The sequence below is a fragment of the Streptomyces fagopyri genome (assembly GCF_009498275.1).
Lineage (GTDB): Bacteria > Actinomycetota > Actinomycetes > Streptomycetales > Streptomycetaceae > Streptomyces > Streptomyces fagopyri.
Genome location: NZ_CP045643.1, coordinates 34,124 through 56,493, shown reverse-complemented (window position 1 = coordinate 56,493; position 22,370 = coordinate 34,124). Strand labels below are relative to the sequence as shown.

Annotated in this window: 21 protein-coding genes and 1 pseudogene; 17 read left to right on the top strand and 5 right to left on the bottom strand. The window is 68.6% G+C overall.

What is annotated here, in order from left to right; genetic code table 11:
• Positions 1-27: 27 nt before the first annotated feature.
• Positions 28-858: a lysozyme family protein gene (locus GFH48_RS00260; protein WP_153286281.1), complete on the bottom strand. Its 831-nt coding sequence runs from the start codon at positions 856-858 to the stop codon at positions 28-30.
• 480 nt (positions 859-1,338) lie between these two features.
• Here GFH48_RS00260 and GFH48_RS00255 point away from each other — a divergent pair, with 480 nt between their 5' ends.
• The 8 genes from GFH48_RS00255 to GFH48_RS00220 all read left to right on the top strand — a co-directional run bounded on the left by GFH48_RS00255 (position 1,339) and on the right by GFH48_RS00220 (position 9,705).
• Positions 1,339-1,851, top strand: coding sequence for a hypothetical protein (locus GFH48_RS00255; RefSeq protein WP_228120193.1), 513 nt, complete (start codon positions 1,339-1,341; stop codon positions 1,849-1,851).
• Positions 1,848-2,132 carry a hypothetical protein gene (locus GFH48_RS00250; RefSeq protein WP_153286280.1) on the top strand — a complete coding sequence of 95 codons (285 nt, stop codon included), beginning with the start codon at positions 1,848-1,850 and terminating at the stop codon, positions 2,130-2,132. Before GFH48_RS00255 ends, GFH48_RS00250 begins: the two co-directional genes overlap by 4 nt.
• Before the next feature lie 80 nt (positions 2,133-2,212).
• Entirely contained in the window at positions 2,213-2,500 is a 288-nt protein-coding gene (locus tag GFH48_RS00245; protein WP_153286279.1) for a hypothetical protein, read from the top strand.
• Positions 2,501-2,513: 13 nt separating this feature from the next.
• Positions 2,514-3,269 carry a hypothetical protein gene (locus GFH48_RS00240; protein WP_153286278.1) on the top strand — a complete coding sequence of 252 codons (756 nt, stop codon included), beginning with the start codon at positions 2,514-2,516 and terminating at the stop codon, positions 3,267-3,269.
• A 1-nt stretch (position 3,270) separates the two neighbouring features.
• Positions 3,271-4,461 carry a hypothetical protein gene (locus GFH48_RS00235; RefSeq protein WP_153286277.1) on the top strand — a complete coding sequence of 397 codons (1,191 nt, stop codon included), beginning with the start codon at positions 3,271-3,273 and terminating at the stop codon, positions 4,459-4,461.
• Positions 4,462-4,634: 173 nt separating this feature from the next.
• The gene (locus GFH48_RS00230; protein ID WP_153286276.1) at positions 4,635-6,128 is read left to right on the top strand and encodes an SCO6880 family protein; all 1,494 of its coding nucleotides are present in this window, start codon (positions 4,635-4,637) and stop codon (positions 6,126-6,128) included.
• 266 nt (positions 6,129-6,394) lie between these two features.
• Positions 6,395-7,918, top strand: a complete 1,524-nt coding sequence (locus tag GFH48_RS00225) for an ATP/GTP-binding protein (protein WP_407698691.1) — start codon at positions 6,395-6,397, stop codon at positions 7,916-7,918.
• Complete coding sequence (locus GFH48_RS00220) at positions 7,906-9,705, top strand: type IV secretory system conjugative DNA transfer family protein (RefSeq protein ID WP_153286274.1); 1,800 nt, start codon at positions 7,906-7,908, stop codon at positions 9,703-9,705. Before GFH48_RS00225 ends, GFH48_RS00220 begins: the two co-directional genes overlap by 13 nt.
• Here the strand turns inward: GFH48_RS00220 and GFH48_RS38820 are convergent.
• Entirely contained in the window at positions 9,626-10,078 is a 453-nt protein-coding gene (locus tag GFH48_RS38820; RefSeq protein WP_265590160.1) for a DUF418 domain-containing protein, read from the bottom strand. The two genes, GFH48_RS00220 and GFH48_RS38820, sit on opposite strands and share 80 nt — an antisense overlap.
• Before the next feature lie 415 nt (positions 10,079-10,493).
• Positions 10,494-10,886 (bottom strand): hypothetical protein, encoded by a 393-nt coding sequence (locus GFH48_RS00210; RefSeq protein WP_153286273.1) that lies wholly within the window; start codon positions 10,884-10,886, stop codon positions 10,494-10,496.
• Between the two features lie 154 nt (positions 10,887-11,040).
• Between GFH48_RS00210 and GFH48_RS00205 the strand changes: the two genes are divergently transcribed.
• From GFH48_RS00205 to GFH48_RS00155, 9 genes are all read left to right on the top strand, one after another.
• Positions 11,041-12,075 carry a C40 family peptidase gene (locus GFH48_RS00205; protein WP_153286272.1) on the top strand — a complete coding sequence of 345 codons (1,035 nt, stop codon included), beginning with the start codon at positions 11,041-11,043 and terminating at the stop codon, positions 12,073-12,075.
• Between the two features lie 46 nt (positions 12,076-12,121).
• Positions 12,122-12,625, top strand: a complete 504-nt coding sequence (locus GFH48_RS00200; RefSeq protein WP_153286271.1) for a DUF4913 domain-containing protein — start codon at positions 12,122-12,124, stop codon at positions 12,623-12,625.
• Between the two features lie 167 nt (positions 12,626-12,792).
• Positions 12,793-13,662, top strand: coding sequence for a hypothetical protein (locus GFH48_RS00195; RefSeq protein ID WP_153286270.1), 870 nt, complete (start codon positions 12,793-12,795; stop codon positions 13,660-13,662).
• A 348-nt stretch (positions 13,663-14,010) separates the two neighbouring features.
• Positions 14,011-14,241: a hypothetical protein gene (locus GFH48_RS00190; RefSeq protein WP_153286269.1), complete on the top strand. Its 231-nt coding sequence runs from the start codon at positions 14,011-14,013 to the stop codon at positions 14,239-14,241.
• 1,109 nt (positions 14,242-15,350) lie between these two features.
• Positions 15,351-15,722, top strand: coding sequence for a glycosyl hydrolase (locus GFH48_RS39655; RefSeq protein ID WP_153286268.1), 372 nt, complete (start codon positions 15,351-15,353; stop codon positions 15,720-15,722).
• Positions 15,713-16,171, top strand: a complete 459-nt coding sequence (locus GFH48_RS39650; protein ID WP_322747020.1) for a glycosyl hydrolase — start codon at positions 15,713-15,715, stop codon at positions 16,169-16,171. The genes GFH48_RS39655 and GFH48_RS39650 overlap by 10 nt, the downstream gene beginning before the upstream one ends.
• Before the next feature lie 202 nt (positions 16,172-16,373).
• Positions 16,374-17,846: a hypothetical protein gene (locus GFH48_RS00165; protein ID WP_153286267.1), complete on the top strand. Its 1,473-nt coding sequence runs from the start codon at positions 16,374-16,376 to the stop codon at positions 17,844-17,846.
• A gap of 42 nt (positions 17,847-17,888) precedes the next feature.
• Positions 17,889-19,856: a hydroxysqualene dehydroxylase gene (locus GFH48_RS00160; RefSeq protein ID WP_322746970.1), complete on the top strand. Its 1,968-nt coding sequence runs from the start codon at positions 17,889-17,891 to the stop codon at positions 19,854-19,856.
• Positions 19,857-20,058: 202 nt separating this feature from the next.
• The gene (locus GFH48_RS00155) at positions 20,059-21,111 is read left to right on the top strand and encodes a polyprenyl synthetase family protein (RefSeq protein WP_153286265.1); all 1,053 of its coding nucleotides are present in this window, start codon (positions 20,059-20,061) and stop codon (positions 21,109-21,111) included.
• A gap of 465 nt (positions 21,112-21,576) precedes the next feature.
• Here GFH48_RS00155 and GFH48_RS00150 read toward each other — a convergent pair.
• Together GFH48_RS00150 and GFH48_RS38805 are read right to left on the bottom strand one after the other, a co-directional pair.
• A pseudogene (locus tag GFH48_RS00150) lies at positions 21,577-21,777 on the bottom strand (DEAD/DEAH box helicase); the annotation flags it as partial.
• 80 nt (positions 21,778-21,857) lie between these two features.
• Entirely contained in the window at positions 21,858-22,058 is a 201-nt protein-coding gene (locus tag GFH48_RS38805) for a hypothetical protein (RefSeq protein ID WP_228120191.1), read from the bottom strand.
• Positions 22,059-22,370 lie beyond the last annotated feature (312 nt).

Genomic DNA, 22,370 nt, shown 5'->3' with positions numbered 1-22,370 from the left:
GGCAGGTCCGGTCAAGCGGCGGGTGTGTCAGTTCGTGTCTGTCGGCGCCGTGGTGGGTGTGACGCCGGGGGTGGCGCCCGAGGGCGGGGCTGCGATGCCCTGGTATTTGGCGAACTGGGCACGGATGGCGAGGACGTAGCTCAGCGCGTCGTTCGACTGCGGGACGCCTTTGGCCGCCTTCACGGCGTCCATCCCGATGGCGTAGCCGGCCAGGGAGAGGTCCAGGACGCTGTTGGTGGTGTTGCCGTTCCGGTCGGTGGTCTTCACGACCGTGCCGTTGTCGAGCAATGTCTGTCCCTGGCTCGCCAGATCGCACATGTAGCGGCTCAGGGCCATGATCGAGTCCTTGTTGTCCGTCGCCTGCGTCGTCCCGTTGCCGTCGTCGTCTTTGCCGTACTTGCTGAAGATGTCCGGCGTCAGCTGTGAGATGCCCGTCTCGCCGTGCGGGCCGACCAGCGTCGAGTTGAAGCCGGACGCCTTCTCCAGTTGGGAGGCGATGACGATCGGGCCGATCGCGTCGCACTGCTCACCGGCCTTCTGGATGGGGTCCACCAGGTCCGTGGGGACGGTGGCTGTGTCCAACTCGCCCTTCCCGTCGCCCTGGAGGACGCCCACCATCTGGTTTGCGGTGTCGTTGGCGCTGCTGTAGTCGTCGGCGCTGCCGCCGCCTCCTCCGAAAAGAAGGATCAGCGCGATCAGGGGGGCGAACAGGACTCCGAGCCCGCCGAAGATGATGATCAACGGCACGGCGCCCGCCACGGCGATCGGGATCATCACGCAGCCGCCCACGCCTGCGCCTGCCACGCCGTACATGACGGCGTTCGAGCCTGCGCCGCCTTCGCTCTCCTTGGCGCCCATCCGCGTCCCACGCCTTCTTCCGCTCGTCTTGAACCGCTGTGGCCACATGGCCCGTTGTGCTGTCCGTCCGACCCGGTAGACCGAAACGGGCCTGGCGTAGAAAAGGTTCAAAACAGTGGAAACCAGATGAGTCAGAGCAGTGGAAGCACGAGCCAGGAGGGGGGCGGGAAAAACATCGTGGGCACTCCTTCGGCGCCACAACCGATCCCGCAGTCATGGGTACGGGGACCCAAGTCCACACAACCGGCACACCCGGCGACGGACGGCGACACGGCCGCTCCCGCCGGGCGCACGTCATCCTCTCCGCGCCAGGGCCTCGGTGGCGGCCTGCCGTCCCCACCCGCGCGGCAGGGTGCACCGGCAGCGCAGGCGCAGAGCGTCGTACAGCCGGTGCCGAACCCGCTCACTCCGGCCGCTCCCCGGCCCGTCGCACCCGTCGTACGGCAGACCTCCGTCCCTCAGGCCAACGTCCCTACGCGCATGACCACTTCGGGCCGTCCGGCGGAGCAGGACCGGAGCCGGCCGAGGCGACCAAGGACAGCGGCGCGCGGCAGGTCGCGCGAGGACGTCGGGTGGGTCAAGGCACACGGTGGCTCCGGGGCCACCTCGCTGGCCGAGGCCCTCGGAGGCGTGGACGTGGGCGCCCGCTGGCCGGAGCCCGCGCGGGGCGAGCCGTACCGGATCGCCCTGGTCGGCCGGACCAGCGCGAGCGGACTGCGGTCCGTGTCCCAGGCCCTCGGCGCGCTCAAGGACGGCAAGGCCCCGCAGGGACTCGAACTGCTGTCCGTGGTGCTCGTCGCCGACGCCCCAGGGCGGCTGCCGCTCACTCTGCTGCGCCACATCCGGGTCCTGCGCTCCGTCGCCCGTGTGCACCGCGTGCCGTGGATCCCGGCGTGGCGCACGGACAGCCGGATGAGTCACATCCCTCGGCAACTCGTCACGCTCGCCCGGCTGGTGGGCAGCGACGTCTTCGGCGAGGGAGCCGTGTCGTGAGTCGACTCCTGTCTGTCAGGCGGTACGTGGCCGACGGGTACGACCCGGGCGACGACGGTCACCTGATCATCAACACCCTCTGCTGGTGCGCCTCTGCCTGTGGCGTCGCCGGACTGATCATCGTCGGCATAAAGATGGCGCTCCAGTTGCGCCGCGGCGACCCGGGCGAGGGCGCTGAGCACTTCCGCGGTGTCTTCCTCGTCGCCCTCGCCTGCGTGATCGCCACCACGGCCGGTCCGCTCGTCACGTTCCTCGGCGATCTGACCCTTCAAGGTCCCTGAGGCCGACAGGCCGTCCGACACCGCCAGTTCACCTTCTCGCCCACCGCTCGAGCCGGGCGCCGACTCCTCGGAGAACCCTCATGTCCGCAATGCTCCACGAAGCCTCCACCTTCCTCGCCGCCAATGTGCCGCAGCCGACCAGCAACGCCCCCGGTGACCTGACCGCCAAGGTGAACCTCGTCCTCGGCATCCTCGCCTGGGCCGGCACCGCGGCCGGTGTCTGCGGCGTGCTGGTCACCGGCGCGATGATGGCCATCTCCGTCAAGCGGGGCGAGAGTTCGGAGCACATGAGCCGCCTCGGCATGGTGCTCGGCGGCTGTGTCCTGGTGGCCACCGCCGGTCCGCTCGTCCAGTTCGTCTTCAACTAGAGAGCGCGCGACGGTGGGCATCTTCAAGCGCGGAGAACAGCGGTCCGAGGAGTCCGGACCGTACTGGAAGCAGCGCAGTTGGCAGGCGTCGGCGGTATTCCTCGCGCTGGTCGTCGTCCTCGGCGTGATCGGCACGCTGACGTCCGGCTCGGGCCCGGGAGGCCGTGCCGAGGCGTCGGTGTCCAAAGGCCCGCTGTCCGGCACCGTGACCAGGAAGGACGGCCGCCCCGGCGGCTGCCGTACCGACGACAGCGCGGGCGACGCGATACCAGCGTCCGTGCCCAAGGACATCACGTGGTACACGCTCGACATCGGGCGGGTACCGGTATCCGCCTCGGCGGGTCCGACGAAGTTCCAGGGCGCCGTGTGGTGGTGCTTCGCGCACACGCCGATGGGCGCCGTGCTGGCCGCCACCGTGATCCCCACCCGGATGAGCGGATCCGAGTGGCGCACCGTCACCGACCAGCAGGTGGTCGCCGGGCAGGGACGCAGGCTGTTCGTGTTCCAGCGCACCGCCGTGCCGGACACGGACAGTTCCGACGGCGCTCCGGTCTCGTCGTCCTACGCCGGGTTCCGGGTGACCTCGTACACCGGCGAGGCGGCGACCGTCATGCTGTTGATCAAGAACGACCAAGGCTTTGCCAGGACGAGTGTCTCCGTGCGCTGGAGCGGTGGCGACTGGAAGATCCAGCCCGACGGAAGCGGGGGTCTGTACTCGCAGTTGGCCCCCGAGCAGAGCGCCGTCGGCTACACGCTGTGGGGGGTTTGACGTGGCGGCCTGCAACAACGGGAATCCGCTCGCGGACGCGATCACCGGGTTTTTCAGCTTTCTCGGCGACCCGGTCGGGACCGTCATCGGTTTGATCGCGAAATCGATCCTCGCCGCCGCGATCGCGGTGTTCGCGGGGCTGGCCGACAGTGTCCCCACCCTGGAGGACACGACCACTTCGCACGACCTCAGTGGCAAGACGTCGTGGATCGTGGTCTATCTGGCCGTCGGTTCCCTGCTGTTCGCGGCCGGCAAGATGGCGCTGGAGCGCAAGGGCACCGCGGGTATCACCGCTCTGAAAGGCATCCTGCGCGTCGTACTCGTGTCGGGCGCCGCCACCACCATCTGCCTGGCCGCCGCCAGGATCGCGGACAGCTACTCCACCTACCTGTTCAACAACTCCGTCCAGAACACGCTCGACAGTGTCGGCGCCTGCGGGGACAACAGCCGCATCCAGTCCTTCCTGCTGCTGATCCTTGCCTTCCTGCTGCTGCTCGCGGGCATCCTGCACACGATCCTGATGTACATCCGGCTCGGCGTCATGATGATCATGCTCGGCACCTTTCCGATGGCCGCCGCGGCCTCGATGACGGACTGGGGCGCCGGCTGGTGGCGCAAGCACATCGGCTGGACGATCTCCTGGCTGCTCTACAAGCCCGCGGTCGCTCTCGTGCTGAACGCCGGCATGACGATGATCACCGAGGGCAAGACCAGCTCGAACGCCAACGTCAACACCCGTATCGCCGGTATCGGAGTGATGCTGCTCTCGGCCATCGCACTCCCCGCGCTGCTGAAGCTCGTCGTACCCGCCACCGCCGCCATGGGCACCGGCGATCCGATGGCCTCCATGGGCCAGGCGGGCAGCCAGCTGGCGACCGGGGCCGTGACGGTCGCCGTCATGAGCAGCATGTCCGGCAGCAGCGGACAAGCGGGTCCGAGCGGAGCGAGCAGCACCGGTGGCGCCGGTGGTGCAGGCGGGGCGGACGGCGCGGACGGCGCATCCGGTCCGAGCGGTGCGAGCAAGGCCGGTGCCGGCAAGGCCGCGAGCGGCGCGGGCAAGGAAGCCGGAGCGGCGCTGGGCGGCCCCGCAGCCATCGCGATCCTCGGGGGCGTGGCAGTGGCCCAGACCGCCGGTTCGACCGTCTCCGGCGCCGTCGAGGGCGGCGACGGAGACCTCGGCAACAACAAATGAGCCCGGGGGAGTCGACGACACCCAGGCCGTACGCCCGTACGTCCTCCCAGTGTCGCCTCCCCCGACGTATGGCCGCCGGGCGCCCTTCCCCCAGGGCGTCCGGCGGTCTCCCCACCGGCCCGCGACCCACGCCGTACCGGCGTCACGTCACTTCACGAAAGGAAACCGGTCACATGTCCACGGAAGCCGTCTCCCATCCGACCTACGGGAACTGGCGCAGGCCGAGGCGCGCGGGGCTCGGACCGCTCGGACTCGTCGGCACCTTCGTGATCTTCGGGGGTCTCGTCGCCACCCTGCTGGCGTCACTGATCTCGCTGTACGCGGCGCTCGTCGTGTTCGTTCCGGTCGTGCTCTTCCTCATCCCACTGACCATCCGCACCCAGGACGGCCGCAACGTCTACCAGCTGTTCGCGCTGCGCGTCGGCTGGTGGCGCCGGAAGGCCGCGGGCTCGCACCTCTACGTCTCCGGCCCGCTGTCAGCGCGGCCCGGCGGCCGGTTCCGCCCGCCGGGGCTGCTCAACAAGGTCACCGCGAGCGAGGGCCGTGACGCCTACGACCGTCCGTTCGGGATCCTGCACCACCCGCAGCGTGACCTGTACACGATCGTCCTGGGCTGCGATCCCGACGGTGGTTCGCTCATCGACCCGGACCAGGTCGACGTGTGGGTCGCGCTGTGGGGCGAGTGGCTGGCCCGGCTCTCCCACGAACCCGGTCTGAAGGGCGCCACCGTGATCGTGGAGACCGCCCCCGACCCTGGCACCCGGCTCGCCCACGAGGTGCTCCCGCGCATCCACCCCGACGCGCCGGCCGCCGCCCGCGCCGTGATGGAGGAGGTCGTCGACAACTACCCGAGCGCCTCTTCCGAGATGCACACCTACGTCACCCTCACCTACGGCAACCCGGCGGGCCAGCGGCGCAGGAAGGAGGACGTGATGACCGAACTGGCCATCCGCATCCCCGGCCTGCTCAGCGGGCTCGCCGCGGCCGGCGGCGGTGCCGCCTACCCGCTGTCGGTCGAGCGGATCGCCGAGGTCGTCCGGGTGGCCTACGACCCCGCCGTCGCCGCCGACGTCCTCAACGCCCGCGCCCAGGACGGCGGTACGGGCCTGGAGTGGGACGACGCCGGCCCCGCCGCCGCCGTCGAGACCGTGAACGCCTACCAGCACGACTCCGGTGTGTCCCGGACCTGGATGCTGACCCTGGCACCCCGCGGCACCGTCCGCTCCTCGGTGCTGCGCGGCATGCTGGAGGCCGCCCCCGGCACCCGGCGTAAGCGGGTCGCCCTGGTCTACCGGGCCATCGACCCCGCCACCTCGGCCCGGATTGTCGAGGCGGACCGGCGCAGCGCCCAGTTCATGGCCACGTCCGGCAAGGGCATGGTCCAGGCGCGCGCGGCCTCCGAGGTGCGGGCGGCCGAACAGACCGCCGCCGAGGAGGCGGCCGGCGCCGGGCTCGTGGAGTTCTCGCTGATGCTGACGGTCACCGTCGACAACGTGGAGGAACTGGCCGACGCCAGTGTCACCGTACGCAACCTGACCGCCGCGTCCCGGGTGCTGATGCGTCCCGCCGACCGGATGCAGGCAGCCGCGTTCAGCTGCACCCTGCCCGCCGGAATCCTTCCGTGGGAACAGACCCTCGTCCCGTACGAACTCCAGGAGGCGCTGTGAGCCGCCGTAGCGAAGAGAAGCTGGCCGAGCGGGCCGACCTGATGGTCGAGGAGGAGGCGCTCCGGGACCTGGCCGCGGGCGGGTCGGGACTGGTCGGCCTGGACGGACCCGGCGCCGGGACCGCCGCGAAGTCCGCGAAGGCCAAGTCCGGCGGTGGGCGCGGCGGCAAGGAGAAGGACCCGGCCAGGCCCCGGCAGCCGTACGTCCCGGCCCGCGGGTGGCCGGGCGCCGGCGGTGGCCGCGTCGGCTACATGGATCCGCCCACCATGTGGCGTGCCACCACCGTGCAGGCCTGCGGCATGTGGCCGTTCGCCGCGGGTTCGGGCTCGCCCATGACCGGAGTGCCGCTCGGCCAGCACCTGTTCACCGGCGCCACGGTCTGCGGCGACCCGCTGAACTGGTTCACCCGGGCCCGCTACATCTCCAACCCCTCCCTGTTCATGCTCGGCATGCCGGGCCTGGGCAAGTCCACCCTCGTCAACCGGATGCTGATCGGGCTCGCCGCGACCGGTGTCGTCCCGCTCGTCCTCGGCGACCTCAAGCCCGACTACGCCGACACCGTCCGCGCGCTCGGCGGCCAGGTCATCTCCATCGGCCGCGGCCGGGGCGGCATCAACGTCCTGGACCCGGGCGCCATGGGGGAGGCCGCCGCGAGGATCGGCGGCGACGCCGGCGAGGTCCTGAAGGCGGAGGCCCACGGCCGGGTGCTGAACATGGTCGCTGCCCTCATCACCATCGTGCGCGGCCGGCCCATGGACGACCACGAGCAGTCCGTGCTCTCCGCCGTCCTGCACCACCTGCGCGAACGCACCCCGCCCGGCCGCGCCGTGCTGCTGCCCGACGTGCTGCGGGTCCTCACCGAGGGCCCCGACCGGGTCCGCGCGGTCACTCTGGACCGAGGGTCCGACACCCGCTACCGAGACGCCGTCGACCCGCTGCACCGCTCCCTGCTCGGCATTCTCGACGGCCCGCTCGGCGACACCTTCGCCTCCGAGACGTCCACCCGGATCGACGCGAACGCGCCCGCCGTGTGCATCGACATCTCCGGCATCGGCGAGGCCGACACCCAGCTCACCGCCGCCGCGATGCTCGCCGCGTGGTCCGACGGCCTCGGCGCGGTCGCCGCCTCGCACGCCCTCGCGGACGCCGGACTCGCGCCCCGGCGCTGGTTCTTCACCGTCCTCGACGAGCTGTGGCGCCCGTTGCGTGCCGCCTCCGGCATCGTCGACCGTATCGACGCCCTCACCCGCCTCAACCGCTCCCTCGGCCTGGGCGACGCCAAGATCACCCACACCCTCAAGGACGCCGAGGCCCTCGGCACCGACGCCGACCGCGCCAAGGCGCGCGGCTTCGTCGAGCGGGCCGGCATGGTCGTCTGCGCCGGACTGCCGAAGACCGAGATGGAGGACCTCGGCAAGGTCGTCGGACTCTCCCGCCGCGAGATCGACCTCGTGTCGTCCTGGTCCTCGCCGCCCGGCTGGGGCGTGCGGGGCGAGGACGACGAACCTCCGGGCCGCGGCCGTTTCCTCATCAAGGTCGGTGGCCGCCCCGGCATCCCGATCAAGGTCGCCATCACCGACGCCGAACGCGAACTGCACAACACCAACACCCGCTGGACGACCAACGAGGCGGCCGTCGAGCGGGCCGCCGCCCGCATCGCCCGGGAGGTCGCGCGGCCCGCCCAGGAAGGGCCGCCGCCGGCACTCGCGGGCGGCCCGGCCGCCCTCGCCCTCCCCGGCGACCCGGGCTTCCCCGCCGTGGAGGCGTCGGCCGGGGGGTGGACGGCGTGAGCGGACCCCGCGGCACCGACCCCGGTGACCAGGTGCAGTGGGCCGTCGCCGCGCTGGCCGCGTTCGGCATCCTCGCGTTCACCATGGTCTGGGCCGGCGGGACCTTCGGCGCCGGTCTCGCCGGCTACGGCTGGGACGCCCCGCCGTTCGCCCTGTCCACCGTCTCCACCCTGCTCTCCGCCGGGCCGGCCGCGCTGTGGCCGGGCGCCCCGGCCGCCGTGACCTACGCGGGCATGTTCGGTGTGCTGACGATGGTGTCCGTCTCTGTCGTCCTCGTCATCAACCTCTTCATGGACCGCGGCAGGGCACCCAAGGGCCTCGCCGGGAAGCGTGAACTCGCCGCCATGTGCCCCCAGGGCATCGAGGCCCGCGCCCGCGAACTGCGCCCCACCCTCAAGGGCCGCGAAAGGCTCCACCCCGACGAGACCGGCAACCTCCTCGGCGACCTCGACCCCAAGGGCCCCGAACTGCGCAGCAGTTACGAGGACGTGGAGCTCGACCTGATGGCGCCCCGGGCCGGCAAGTCCACCGGCATCGCCGTGCCCCGGGTGCTGCGCGCCCAGGGCGCCGTCCTGCTGACCTCGAACAAGTCCGACGTGTACGCCGTCACCCGCGCCCAGCGGGAAAAGGCGGGCACGGTATGGACGTTCGACCCGCAGGGCATCGCCCACGCCCCGCGCGCCATGTGGTGGAACATCCTCGGCGAGTGCCACACCATCGAGGGCGCCCGCCGGATGGCCGGTCACTTCGTGGCGTCCGTCAACGACGACACCGCGAAGAAGGACTTCTGGATCTCGGCCGCCCAGAACACCCTCACCGCGCTGTTCCTGGCCGCCGCCCGCGGCCGGGCCCCGCTGACCGAAGTGTTGGCCTGGCTCGCCGATCCCGCCGACCGCACCCCCATCGACCTGCTCCGCGAGGTCGGACTCGTCGCGATGGCCGAGCAGTTGCAGGGCACCGTGCGCGGCGCGGTGGAGACCCGGGACGGCATCTACGAGACCGCCCGCCAGACCGCGGCCTGCCTCCTCGACCCCGAGATCCTCGCGTGGGTCACCCCCGACCCGCACCTCCCGGAGTTCCGCCCGCACGAGCACGTCCTGGGCACCGACACCCTCTACCTGCTGTCCAAGGACGGCGGCGGTTCGGCGGCCGGTGTCATCGCGGGTCTCGCCGACGCGACGATGCGGGCGGGTGTCGTGGCCGCCGAGCGGATGGGCGGCCGGCTCGACCCGCCGCTGACCGCGGTCCTCGACGAGGCGGCCAACGTGTGCCGCATCTCCGATCTCCCCGACCTGTACTCCCACTTCGGCTCGCGCGGCATCAACGTCGTGACCCTGCTCCAGAGTTACCGTCAGGGCGCCCGGGTGTGGGGCGAGGTCGGCATGGACGCGCTGTGGAGCGCGGCGACCGTCAAACTCCTCGGCGCGGGCCTGGACGACGCCGACTTCGTGCAGAAGATCTCCACCCTGGTCGGACAGCACGACGTGAGGACCCCGAGCATCTCCCGCAGCAAGGACGGCACTTCACGCTCGTACTCCTACCGCCAGGAGTCCGTCCTGCCGCCCGACCGGATCCGCGCCCTGCCCAAGGGCACCGCCCTGCTCCTCGCCACCGGCGTCAAACCGGCCCTGATCCGGCTGCGCCCCTGGTACAAGGAGCCCGGCGCCGCCGAGATCTCGGCGGCGGCGAAGGCGGAGACGGCGGCGATCACGGAACGCGCAGCGGCTCGGCTGCTGCCGGGCCTGAGCCTGGGGAAGGAGAGCGACCGGGGCGCCGTCCGAGCGTGACGGTCCGCAGCACCAGCTCGGCCGGCCCGTACCGCACTCGCTCCATCAGCCTTGATTCCAGGGTGAGTTGGCTGCCGTGGGGCAGCGCACACCCGGCCAGGACGACGGCGGTGCCGACCCGGTCGTGTCGCCCGAGGCTGTGACCGGTGAGGACGAACGCGAGGGCCAGCGACTGCGAGAGGTACGGGGTGAGGACCATGCGCCCGGAGGCGACCAGCACCCGCGCCGCCGCCGGGCGCGCGCCCGTGAGCAGCAGGAGTAGGCCGCAGGCGTACGACGCCGTCAGCGCGGGCGCGGTCAGCGGCGACACCGCGTGTCCGACCAGGAACCAGCGGCTGTCCAGCGGCCCGTGCGCAGAGCAGGCGGTGACCACACCATCGGCCAGACCGACCGGCAGCCACCGTACGACGACCTTCCAGTCCTAGGACGGCGTACGTCATCAGGATGTCGCCCTGAAGAGCAGCACCGCGTGCAGGAACCAGAGGCCGAACAGCCCTGCCGTACGCCCAAGATGGTGCGCGGCGGACCCGCTGTTCGGCTGCCGGGCGGAGCGTTGCCGGGGGGCGAATCTGTAGCCGAAGGGGAACGAGAGCCGCTGGTAGAGGGTGGTCGTGCGGCCACCGCCCAGGCGGTGGCCCGGTAGGCGCCGGAGGTGTGCGGACCAACGCCGAGCGGGGTGCGAGGACCCGCCATCAGTTGGGCGTTGAGGAACAGGATGCCGACGAGGGCAAATCTGCGCAGTACATCGACGTCCCGGACCCGCCCGGCACCGGCCGCCTCGCGCCCGCTCACCGCGTCAGCCGGGTTCCGCACACGAACACCACCGTTGATGTCAGGAACCAACCGAACGCCGGCGACAGCAGATACCGCGGGGTCCAGAGCCGGGCCGCCGCGGGCCGGTTCCGCGGGTAGCACACGGGCACCGTCCCGCCGACCCGCGGCAGTCCGCGCAACGGCCCGTACGCGCCGGTGTCGACGATGACGGGCCGTCCCAGGTGGTCGGTGAACAGCACCAGCCCGGTCCGCCGCCGGTCGCCCGCGATGCGCGGGATCACCGTGCCCGTCACGAGCACTCCCCGCACCCACAGCCGCGCCACGGCCACCAACTGCCGTACGGCCAGAAGGAGGAACCCCAGACCCACCCCCGTGCACAAGGCGAACAGCAGCAACTTGGCGTCCATACGGTCCCCTTCACCGGCCGTCGTACCTCTTCGCGCACAACGTCCGCCGCGCGCTGTGGGTTCACGCCGTCCCATCTTCATTGAACCGCCGTACGGGTGGCGCCCGTTGTGTCAGGCATCCTCACCGACGCGTACGAAGGGATCTTCGGCTCAGATGAGACGGCCTCTGCGCACCCACAGCCACCGGGCGGCGGCAGCCGTCGCCCTGGCCTGCGTCCTGACGGCGGTGAGCCAACAGGGCGCCCGAGCCGACCCTCAGACCCTCACCGAGGTACAGGACAAGCTGGAGAGCCTGTACCACCAGGCGGAGGTGGCGACCGACAAGTACGACGCGGCCGACGTCAAGGTGAAGGCACAGCAGAGCCGTGTCGCCTCACTCAACTCCCGGGTCCGCACGGCCGAGGGGAAACTGACTCGCCTCAACTCCTACGCCGGAGCGGCGGCCAGGGCCCAGTACCGGGGCGGCGGCATGCCCGCCGAGCTCCAGTTCGCCCTGGCGGGCGACCCCGAACAGGCCCTCAACAACGGGGTGGTGGCGCTCCAGGCCCAGCAGAAGACACAGAACCTCGTCACCGATCTGAAGACGACGAAGTCCGTCCTGCGCCGCCGCACGGACGAGGCGGCGGCCGAACTGAAGCGACTACGGGCGAGCCGCCGCACGATGGCGACACAGCGCACGACGATCGAGCGGCACATCACCGAGGCGAAGGCGCTGGAATCCTCGCTCGCGGCCAAGGAGCGGGCCCGCCTCGCCGACCTGGAGAAGCAGCGGTCGGAACAGGCCCAGGCCGAGTGGGAGAGGACAGGCATCCTCAAGAAGATCGGCACCGAGGCGACGCCCGCCGGTAAGAAGGCCATCGCCTTCGCCAGCCGACAGATCGGCAAGCCCTACGTCTGGGGTGCCGAGGGCCCCGACTCCTACGACTGCTCCGGCCTCACCAGCCAGGCGTGGCTGGCTGCGGGCGTCACGATCCCCCGAACGTCGGAGATGCAGTGGGCCCAGCTGAAGCACATCCCGATCGTGGACATGCGCCCGGGGGACCTGATCATCTACTTCTCCGACGCGAGCCATGTGGCCATCTACGTCGGGCGAGGGAACATCATCTCCGCGCCGCGGCCGGGGCGGTACGTGTACGAGTCCCCGGCGGCCTCGATGCGGATTCTGGGGGTGGTACGGCCCGACGCGTGACACCTCGTCCCCACCGAAAGCCCCGCCGAACGACAGCAGGAGTGCCATGTCGACCACACAGACGGAGAAGCCCGACGTCCCAGCAGCCGGAGGCAACGCACCTCCCGGCGAGAAACCCAGTGCCGGCGGGGACGACGCGGCTCCTCGGGAAAAACCCCTGTCGCCACCGCAGTTCATCCTCTATCTGGAGGGGCCCGCCTACGCCAACTCGCTGCGCCAGCTGACCCTGTGGACGCACCACGTGCTACTCCCCGTCTACGGCAGGGAGATCACGTCGACGGCGCCTTGGTGCGGGCGCTGGTGGGAGCACCCCGAAGCGGTCGCGCAACTCCACTCCCTGTGGCTCGCGTGGGGTGAACTGACCGGCCCGGGTTCCGCGGTGGTCGGTCCCGCCACCTGGCACCGTGACTATCTGACGACCGCCATGACCGCCCTGCGAGACCCTCAGGGCCCCTTCGCCGGATGCAAGCCAGGCATGCATCGCCCGAAAGAAGCGCCCAAGGTCGACGCCATGGATCCGTTCGGGCCGCCTCCTCCACCCCCGGCGTGATGTCGACAAGGCTGGCGAAAAAACGGAACTTGAAGGGAAAGGAGGTGAACCGAAGCTCCAGTGACAGCGTTGTAACGGCCGAGCGGACACGAACCGAATGGTCGCACCGAGTTCGCCGCCTTCACGGAAGTGGTACTCGGCGACCGCCACTCAGAAGGAAGGATCACATGCCACGTTCACAGGGATCAGACGACAGCCGCGACTCCAACGCCAGTTCCTTTCACTCTGTCGAGGTGACTGACAAAGGGAAGGGCAAGGCCATTGCCAAAGAGTCGAGAAAGGAAGTGCCGGAAGATTCCGCCCCTACGCTCTTCAAGGGCGCCGAGGTCGGCATGTACGACCAGGCCAGCAAGAGCTTCTATGCGGTCACCACAAACAACCCTCGGATCCCCAAAGTCTCACGCTGGGACGAGCAGGCGACAAAGTGGGTCGCAGAGAACAGCAAAAAGATCGTGAAAGCTCTGGTCGAGATCGTGCCGACCCTAATCCAGGGTGCCGCCAACCTCGTACCAGAGGGCAAGGCCAAGATGATCACCAACGCGATAGGAGTCGGCGCTCAGGGGGTCGCGGTCGGGACCGAGCTGTACCACGCGTACAAGGCCCACGGTGCCGGCGAGGCCACTGACGCGTGGACGACGACTGCGACGGCGGCCCGGTTCGGCGCATTGGGAGCCAACCTCACCGCTGCTCTGGTCCCCACTGGATCCGTCGCCGCCACGATATCGAGCGGTTTGGGTACCTACGGAACCGCCCTCTCAACCGGGATCAACCTGGCGCATACCCCACAGGGTCGGGGTGGCCCGATGTACCAGCACCCGCGCACAAACATCGGATACGAAATGGGGGATGTCGAACCCGGGCTTGAGACGCCCGACACCCGGTCGTCCCACTCCTCCCTGCCGACTCAGGCCAACGCGGCGTATTACAACCCGACGATGCATGACCAGGCGTACTACGCTCAGCAGCCGAGTTCCAGTGCTGCGGCGTCGTCCTCAAAGGCGAAGGCCCCGGAGCAGTCGCACCTCGTGCGCCGCTGACCGGGACATCCCACTGGCGTGACTCACACGGCCGCACTCCGGAGGGTGCGGCCGTTGCGCCGACGCGTCACGCTCAAGCCCCCGCCCGCACAGTTCAAGACTGCTGCCCCGAACTGCCCGTCGCCCGTCAACTTGTCCGGGACTTCGGCGACATGCCCACTCTCGTAAAGAGGCAGCTCTTCGGCCGCCTCGAACCGTCGGTACCGTTCGCCCGGCGCCCGCGGCGTTGAACCACGCGGCACACGCGATCTGTTGCATGTCTCGAACCGGCACCGGCAGCCGGCCGATACAGCCCGGTCGGCGGAACGGGGAGGAATTCACATGTCCGGGGTCGGGGTACGCGATGGCGTGACGCAGCGCAAGGAGCACGGCAGGCCGGCCTTCGGTCCGGAACGGTTCGCGCCGCAGGGCCTGCTACGGCGTCGCGCGCCGGCGTCCGACGCGGACGGCTGGTACTCCCGTCGGGATCTGCCCCGACCGGCGGGCGGCACTCCGCCCCCTCCCACGATGTCCCTGCCCGCCGGTCTGCTGCCGTTGCCGACGGGATTCGAACCGGCGACGGAACCCGAGGTGCCGTAGCCCGCGACGAATCCCGTGCGGCCTCCCTGACATCCGCGCCGACGAGTGAACCATCCCCCATACCCGTCCGTCGTGCCCCCGGCGGCGAAACCTGACCGCCGATCACCATCACCACGCGCGCCTCCGACGGAGAGGCACCCCGTATGCGCAGACGCGCCTCAATCCTTCAGGCCCCGTTCCTCGTCATAGTTGGAGTCTCCGGTACCGCCGTAGCGATCCAGACCCACCGGTCAAGCAGCGGTACGATCATCGACGGAACCCTCACCGCGGACATCGCCGACCACACCATCACCCTCCAGGACCGCACCGGCAGCCGTATCTGGGTCGGCAGTGAGGTCAACGCGGACGGTTCGGCGGCGATCACTGGGCTGCCGACGCTGGACCCGGGGCAGTCCGCCACGATCAGGGCATCCCGAGCACGAGGGCGCCGGGCACGGGCGCGGCACCTTCTTAGCCCGTCAGGGGTGCGGTGGTGACGTCGGGGGCACGTTCCACTGCGCCGTCGGCGACTGCGGTCCGTATGCCCACCGCTGTTCCGTCGGGCAACAGCTCACCGAACGGGTCGAGTTCAATTCGACCCTGCCGACTCCCTGACGCCCTGGTACGACGTCAGCTGCGTCGACGCTGTCGCCGCGCCGGTCACCATCACACCGAACGACGTGACGCCGCCAGCGAGCGGCGAGCGCGCGGTGGCCGGCTGTGCGCAGGACTTCCTGTCCTCCTGCCCGGCCGATGACCTGACCAAGGATCCGACCACCGGACAGCCGCTCGTCTGTGTCAACCCGAACCGGGACGCGGAGACCCCGCACAGCGACATGGTCAACCAGCAGTGCCCGCGGCGTGCAACTGGTCGAAGCAGGACGCCGAGCCGGGCAACAAGGTCGTGTACCAGTGCACCAGGTGCAGCGGCCTGACCGTCGCCTTCGGAACCGGCACCACTGGACCCTGTCTCTGCCCAGCCCGCCCCGGTCACCGCCTCCGCGACCATCGCCGCCCCGCTCCGCAAGAGCCTCAGTCTCAACCCCGTCGACGCTGCCTCCCAGGCGCTCGCCGCCTCGGGCGCCTCCACCGGCGCGGTCACCAAGCCGGGCGGCGTCCACTACGTCCCGATGATCTGGGGCCCAGGCTCCGTCACCGACGCCGAATTGAACGCTACGACCCAGGGCGGCACCATCGAACTGCTCGGCTGCAACGAGCACGACAACGCAGGACAGTCCAAAATGACGCCCAAGCAAGCCCTCAACCGGTGGCCCAAGTCGGAGGCCGCAGGCCTGCGCCTGGGCGCACCTGCGGTCGCCGCAAACGCCGAATTGGGCGGCGGCTGGCTGGACCGCTTCATGAAGGGAGCCGCCATCCGCCACCTGCGCGTCGCCTTCATCCCGCGGCACTGGCACGGCTCCGCTTCGGCCCGGACGCCGCGAACCAGCTGCGCGGCTATCTGTAAGCCGTCTGGGACCGCGACCACAGGCCGATCTGGCTGACCGAGTACGGCCTGATCGACTTCTCCCGGCCCACTCCCCGCTACCCCGGCGAGCAGGAACAGACCGCCTTCATCACGTCGTCGACACAGATGCTTGACAGCCTGGGCTTCGTGGAGCGCTACGCCTGGTTCACCCTCTCCACGCGGACCAGCCCGACCGGCCTCCACGACGGTACGACCGCCAACGCCAGCGGCCGTACGTACCACGACGAGCTGACCCGGGAGTTGAACTCTCGTCATCTTCGGCCCCTTGTACTGGAAACGGCAGCCACGGACCGCTCCTCAGCCCAGACCGTGTCGAGGAGCTCGGCGAGTGCGACAGCGCGCCCCCGACGGAGCAGCAGCGCCGCCAGGACGGCCTGCTGCTGTGGCGAACCAAGGTCCAGTTCCGTTTCGCCGCTCCAGGCTCGGACCGGCCCCAGGACGGCGAAACGCATGGAAGCTTCATAGCCGGCCGTTCACCCCTCGGACTGGACGTAGCAGCCCGTCAGCAGCGGCCGCCTGACCGCCAGTCACTGCCCGTTCGGATCGTCACTGTCCCGTCGGCCGAGGGATTGAACCGTTCCGCTACGGCGCCCGTTGCGACACCCGGGGACCGTACGACGTTCCCGACCGGGGTCATTCGGCCGGGCAGCGCCAGAAAGGAAGAGCGATGAGCCGGGGTGAAGAGGAAGAACTCGACGAGCGGAGCACGGGAGATGATGACGCCGTGCCGGAGGAACGGCCGGATCTCAGCAAGCCGGAATCCGCCGGGGAGCCGCCCGAGCCGGCGCCACGCCCCGCGGTGGTCATCTCCGGTGACGGCTCGGCCGCCATCGACGGAGAACCCGTTCCGGTCGCGGAAGGGGAGTCGCTCGACGCTGCGATCCTCGACAGGCTGCAGGAGTACGCACGTGACCTGAACGCCGGCGTGAGGGCGACTATCTCCGATCCCGCCGCGGGGTACGTGGCGTACGTCGAGGTCGCCCCGGACGGTTCGAGCAGCCTTCTGGAGCAGCAGCAGCAGGAGGAGCAGGAGCAGCGGGCACAGCCGGGTTTCCCGCCCGAGCCTGCCGTGCCTCACGATCTCGATGACACCGGCACCGGCACCGTTGACAACAACGAAGACGGTGCCGAATGCTTCGACGTCCCGGCGCCCACACCCGAGCAGCCGCCGCAGCTCACCACGCCTCCACTGCCCGTCGTTCGCCTCGGCCCGAAGGTCGCTCCAGGGAAGGGGAGGCGTCAGTCGGACGAGGAGTACAAGTCGCCTGGTCTGCTTCACAAACCCCTGGCCGTCGGGCTGGTGGCGCTCGGCGTGGCCGCCCTGGTCATCGTTCCGTTGGTGGTCCTGGGCAGCGGCGCATCGGACAAGGGAGAGCACCAGAAGCAGGCCGCCCGTTCGAGCAGTAGGAAGGGGAACCCTCTGGAGGTGGTCACGGCGCCTGCCGCCTCCTCGTCCGAGAGCGCCCCGCCAAGCGCGACAGCCACCTCACCGTCTGCCAAGCCGTGGGCCTCGGAGAGTGCGAAGGCCCCGAAGAACGGAGGAACAGCGGGCGGAGCAGGAGGAGCGGGAGGCACCACCGTGACCGCGAAGCCGCCGCAGGCAACCGTGACCGCGAAGCCGCCGCGGGCCACTGTGACCGCGAAGCCCGCCCAGGACACCGCCGCCACCGCGGTGAACCGGCTCCATCGGAGCGACCCGTCAGGGCGCCACATCTGCTACCGCGCGTACCTCTCCGGACAGGGCTGGCAGAAGCCCGTATGCGACGGCACGCTCGCGGGAACGACCAGCGGGAGCCACCCGATCCAGGCTCTCAACATCGCGGTGTACGGCGGCAACGGCTCGGCCGCCAACGCCTTCGTGCACGACGCCAAGTCGGCCAACGGCCAGGGCAAGTGGGAACCACAGTGGACGGCCGTCATCGGTGACGGCAGGAACAACTATGTCGGTAGCACGAAGTCGGGCGCTCCCTATATGACAGGTTTCGCTATCAACATCGGCAGTGGCCGGGTCTGCCGGACGACCAAGGTCCACGGCTACGACTGGGGGAGCGAGGGCTGCACCCAGTCGCGCCCCAGGTACATCTTCGGGGGCGCCCTGGAGAACACGCGCTGGCTCGAGGCCGTCAAGTTCTGGGTGTGATGCGTTGAGAGGGGTGGCCGCTGCTGCGATGGACGTCATTCGATGGTGATCACGTATGCGCCCGCACCGATGCGGGCGCGGTCGTCGAGGGTCGGCACTCCTGGGACCGGGCGCTGGTGGATCGGGACCTGGCGGCCCGCCGACGACGGCGCGCGCGGTCCCGATCGATCTCGCCCAGCCGTTGTCGCTCCTCTCTTTTTGTCGGAAGTGGTTAGTAAGCGACTTCATGGATTGGCTTACATAGTGAGAACGAGAGCTGGACGGCAGAAGACAGTAGCTGTTCTGGGAGGGGGGGTAGCGGGGCTCACTGCCGCCATGGAGCTGAACGAAAGAGGATATGACGTCACGGTATTCGAACCTGCAGGGTGGGGAGGCAAAGCCCGCAGCACCTCCCTTCCTGGGACGGGCATAGGCGGGCGTCTCGATCTCCCAGCTGAGCATGGATTCCGATTTTTCCCGAGCTTCTATAAAAGCCTTCCAGACACGATGCGCCGCATACCGTATCGCAACCTCTCTGACGGCGTGCACGGAAATCTTTGCGAAGCACCCGAGGTGATGCTCGCACGTTCAGGCAGGGTCGGCGAGAGAATGATCGACGTATCGACTGAAACAGGTCCCCGAAATCCGGCGCAGATCCTGCGGTCACTTGGCTTGGAACTTGGAAATGGAAAGGGGCTCAGCCCTGAACTGCTGTACTTCGCGAACCGTGTCATGGTCTACATGTCCAGCAGTGAAGAACGCCGTCTGGGTCAGTGGGAAAATATGTCGTGGTGGGAATTTACCCGAGCCGCGCAAGCCTCGGAGGAATACCGGAAGCTCTGTGTTGTGGGTGTTACGCGTATGGTCGTTGCCGCTCGGGCCGAGGCAAGTAGCACCCACACGGTAGGGGGATTCATCGAAGCCATGGTGCACGGGTTTCTGGGGCAGGGGGAAGCCGCGGCAGACCGCGTTTTAAATGCTCCTACGAACACCGCGTGGATAGACCCGTGGACCGACTGCCTGACTGGTCGAGGCGTGCGTCTCGAGTTTGGATATAGGGCCGAACGTCTGACCGTCCGAAACGGACAGATTAAGGGAGTGACTCTACGAGATTCTCTGGGCCGCGTCCGTCAATTGGAGTCTGACTGGTACGTCTGCGCTTTGCCTGTGGAACGAGTTCGAGGCTTGCTGGAACGCGGACTCGCCCAGGCCGACCATCGACTCACTACCGTGTCTGATTTGCATACGGACTGGATGGTCGGGATCCAGTTCTACCTCAGGGAACGCACTCCCATAGCCCACGGTCATGTAATTTACCTCGACTCGCCCTGGGCCCTGACGTCCATCAGTCAGGCACAGTTCTGGAACGTTCATTTTCCCTCCACATACGGTGATGGGACTGTCGAAGACTGCCTGTCCGTCGATATCTCGGCATGGGACACTCCCGGAATTTTGTACGGAAAGCCAGCACGGGAATGCACACGGGCCGAGGTTGCAGCAGAGGTCTGGGCTCAGCTTAGTGAGGCGCTGGATGACGGGAGCAAGAGTGTAGCGAAATCGTCTTTGGTGCACTCCTGGCACCTAGACCCGGCGGTACACGGTCTGGACGGCCCAGGCCCGGCCTGGAACGAAGAACCTCTGATGATCAATACGAAGGGATCCTGGCGGTTGAGGCCGCAAGCCGCCACCGGAGCATCCAACCTGTTCATGGCCGGAGACTACGTAAGGTGCCCGGTGAATCTTGCCACGATGGAGGGTGCGAACCAGAGCGGCCGTGCTGCGGTTAACGCACTGCTGACTGCGGCGAACGACCCAGCTCCTCCGGCCGTGGTGCATGCACCGTACGAGCCCGAACAACTACGCCGGCTCAAAGAGGTGGACGCTCAGCTCTACTCCCAAGGAAGGGCACATGTCTTCGACACGCCGGCGCCTTGGGAAAAAATAAAAGACAGACTACCGACTCCGCGCGATGAGGTCAGATTTGAGGTCCAAAGGACATCTGCGCCAACACCGCGGCCGTACGGGAATTGATGGTTAATCCCGCTTTTCGACTGAACGGGCTCAGCACATTAGGAAAGACAGGACACACGGCGAACCGATCGGCGACCGAAGCCTATCGTGCCTGTATATGGGGCCGACGTTGGGTGGTGCGGCTGACGCAGCAAGATCGCAAAATGCGGAGCGGATCTAATCAAGAGATGGCCGAGTGTGAACCACCGGCCATGCCATTTGCATGAGGCTGGTCAAGTTGACGATGACAAGAGGCGACAGAGTTCTCGGCTGGACAATCGAAACATGTGCTCCCGAATTGCGCCGGTGGATCGAGGCATTGGGTGGAACTGCGAGCCGGATCACGGCCTATCAGTTTGGTTGGTCCGACGACTACACGGCGAACCCGCGCCATGGCGGCAAGCACATAAGAGCGGCGCTAGCGCTGCTCTGTGCACGCGCTGCGGGCAGCGACCCCCGCCGGGCTCTGCCGGCAGCGGCAGCTGTCGAAATGGTGCACGCCCTATCGCTGCTCTACGACGACGTTCTTGATTCCGACGATATCCGACGGCATCGCCCTACGGCGTGGCGAGTTTTCGGCCGCGGACCCGTAACAGGCGCAGCCGACGGTTTGATATTCCTCGCCTTTGAAGCATTTTCCGGATCTGACGGACCTCCTGAAATCGCCCGAGCGGCGTCGGTCAGTTTGTTCGAAACACTCGTCCAGTTGGCGATAGGCGAGAGTCTCGATCTCCTTTTCGAAGAAAGGCGACATGTGGAGATAGCAGAATGTGCGGAAATGATCTCGGGCAAGACAGCATCCCTGTTCTCCTGCGCCTGTCGGCTGGGTGCGTTGTTCGGCCACGCCGACGACACCGACATCAGGAGGTTCGCCTCCTTCGGTCACGACCTCGGCATGTTATACCAACTGGAGGACGACCTCCTCGGAATCTGGGGCGACAGTAATCTCACTGGAAAGCCGGTCTTCATGGACCTTAATCGCCGCAAGATGTCCATGCCGGTCGTCGCCGCACTGGCGTCGGGTACTCCGGCCGCGAAGGAACTCGCAGATCGGTATGCCCTTCCCCCGGGCGAGGACCTGCGTGAAGAGGGCGAAAAGCTGGCAGCATTGATCGAAGAGGCAGGTGGCAGACAATGGACGAACCGAGTGGCAGGCGCATATCTGGACGCCGCCATGCGATGGCTCAAGGAGCTCCGCGTGCGAGCTGACGTGGAGCGAGAGGACATCGACGATCTGGAAGCAATTTGTGATCTGATGGTGAATCGGTCTCGCTGACCGGTCTCGCTTCTCCGCCCAGGGCTTCGGTGTAGTCGACGGGCGTCCGTTTCGTGAATATTTGAGGCCGGGCAGGGGGAGCGGGCGGACTGCGTTGCGGGCGTTGTATCGCAGAGTTGCGGCGATGTTGGTCGCGCCGTCCAGTGGCAGGGTTCTGAAGGGGCCCGGCGCGTGCGGCGATGGTGTCGAGGAGCGTGTCCCAGTGGGCGTCGGTGAGGACGGGCAAGTGGATGACGGAGCGGTAGGGGAGGGGACTGCTGCCCTGGACGGCGGCTTTGACCTGGCCGGGGGCGATGGTGACGGAGCCAACCATGCCTTTGCGGGCGCGGGTGCGTCCGCGGGACAGGCGCCCCGAGTCCAGGGTGGAGTCCTCCAGGGCTGTCCCCCATGCCTGGCCCCACCAAGTGGCGGCGAAGGCGCGCTTGCCGCAGGCGGGCGCGCGGCGCTGGCCGGTAATGGAAGGGCTCATGTCTGCCTCCCCAAGGCGACGAGTTCGGCGAGCTCGGCGTCGGACAGTTCGGTCAGGGCGGCCTCTCCGGAGCCGGCGACGTTGTCGGCGAGAGTGCGCTTGGCTGCGAGGAGCTGTGCGACCTTGTCCTCCACGGTTTCCTCTGCGAGGAGTTTGTGGACCTGGACAGGCTTGTCCTGGCCGATGCGGTAGGCGCGGTGTCGGCGTACACGTGAACGTGGCCCTGGCAAGATTTTCGTGAAGCGGGGCTGTGCCACCGTGCGCCGGTGACGCTCCGTCACGGATAGTGGCGTCGGCGGTGTGCGATGAGGACGACGCGGTGGCGCAGGAGCGGAACGCCGGCGCGGCTGGCCATGATCCGTTTCTGGAGCTTCAGGTCCGTGATGCGGCCTTCGTTGACGCCGGAGTTGAACGGGGTGGTGATCCCCTGTACGACCGCCAGCTGGTCTTCGCGGATGGCGTTGGCCAGGCTCGCCAAGGCAGAGAGGCCAGAGGCCGCGAGTTGGTCGAGCCAGGCCGGGAGCGGAGGCGTCGAGGGCATCGAGCATGGCCGCGAACTGCCTTGCCAGAGCGTGGGTTTGGTCGAGCTCCGGGCAGTGTTCAAGCAGCCGACGGAGTGCCTCGGTGGGGTGCAGGCCGCGCTTCGGCGGTGTGGTGGTGATCCATCGGGCGACCTGGCGGGGCGATGGTGGCCGCTCGCGCGGCGTGTCGATCGGAAGACCGCGGCGTAGCGGCGCGATGGCCATCTTGACCCGCTGGTAGTGGCCGCCGTAGCCCTTGGCGGCAATCT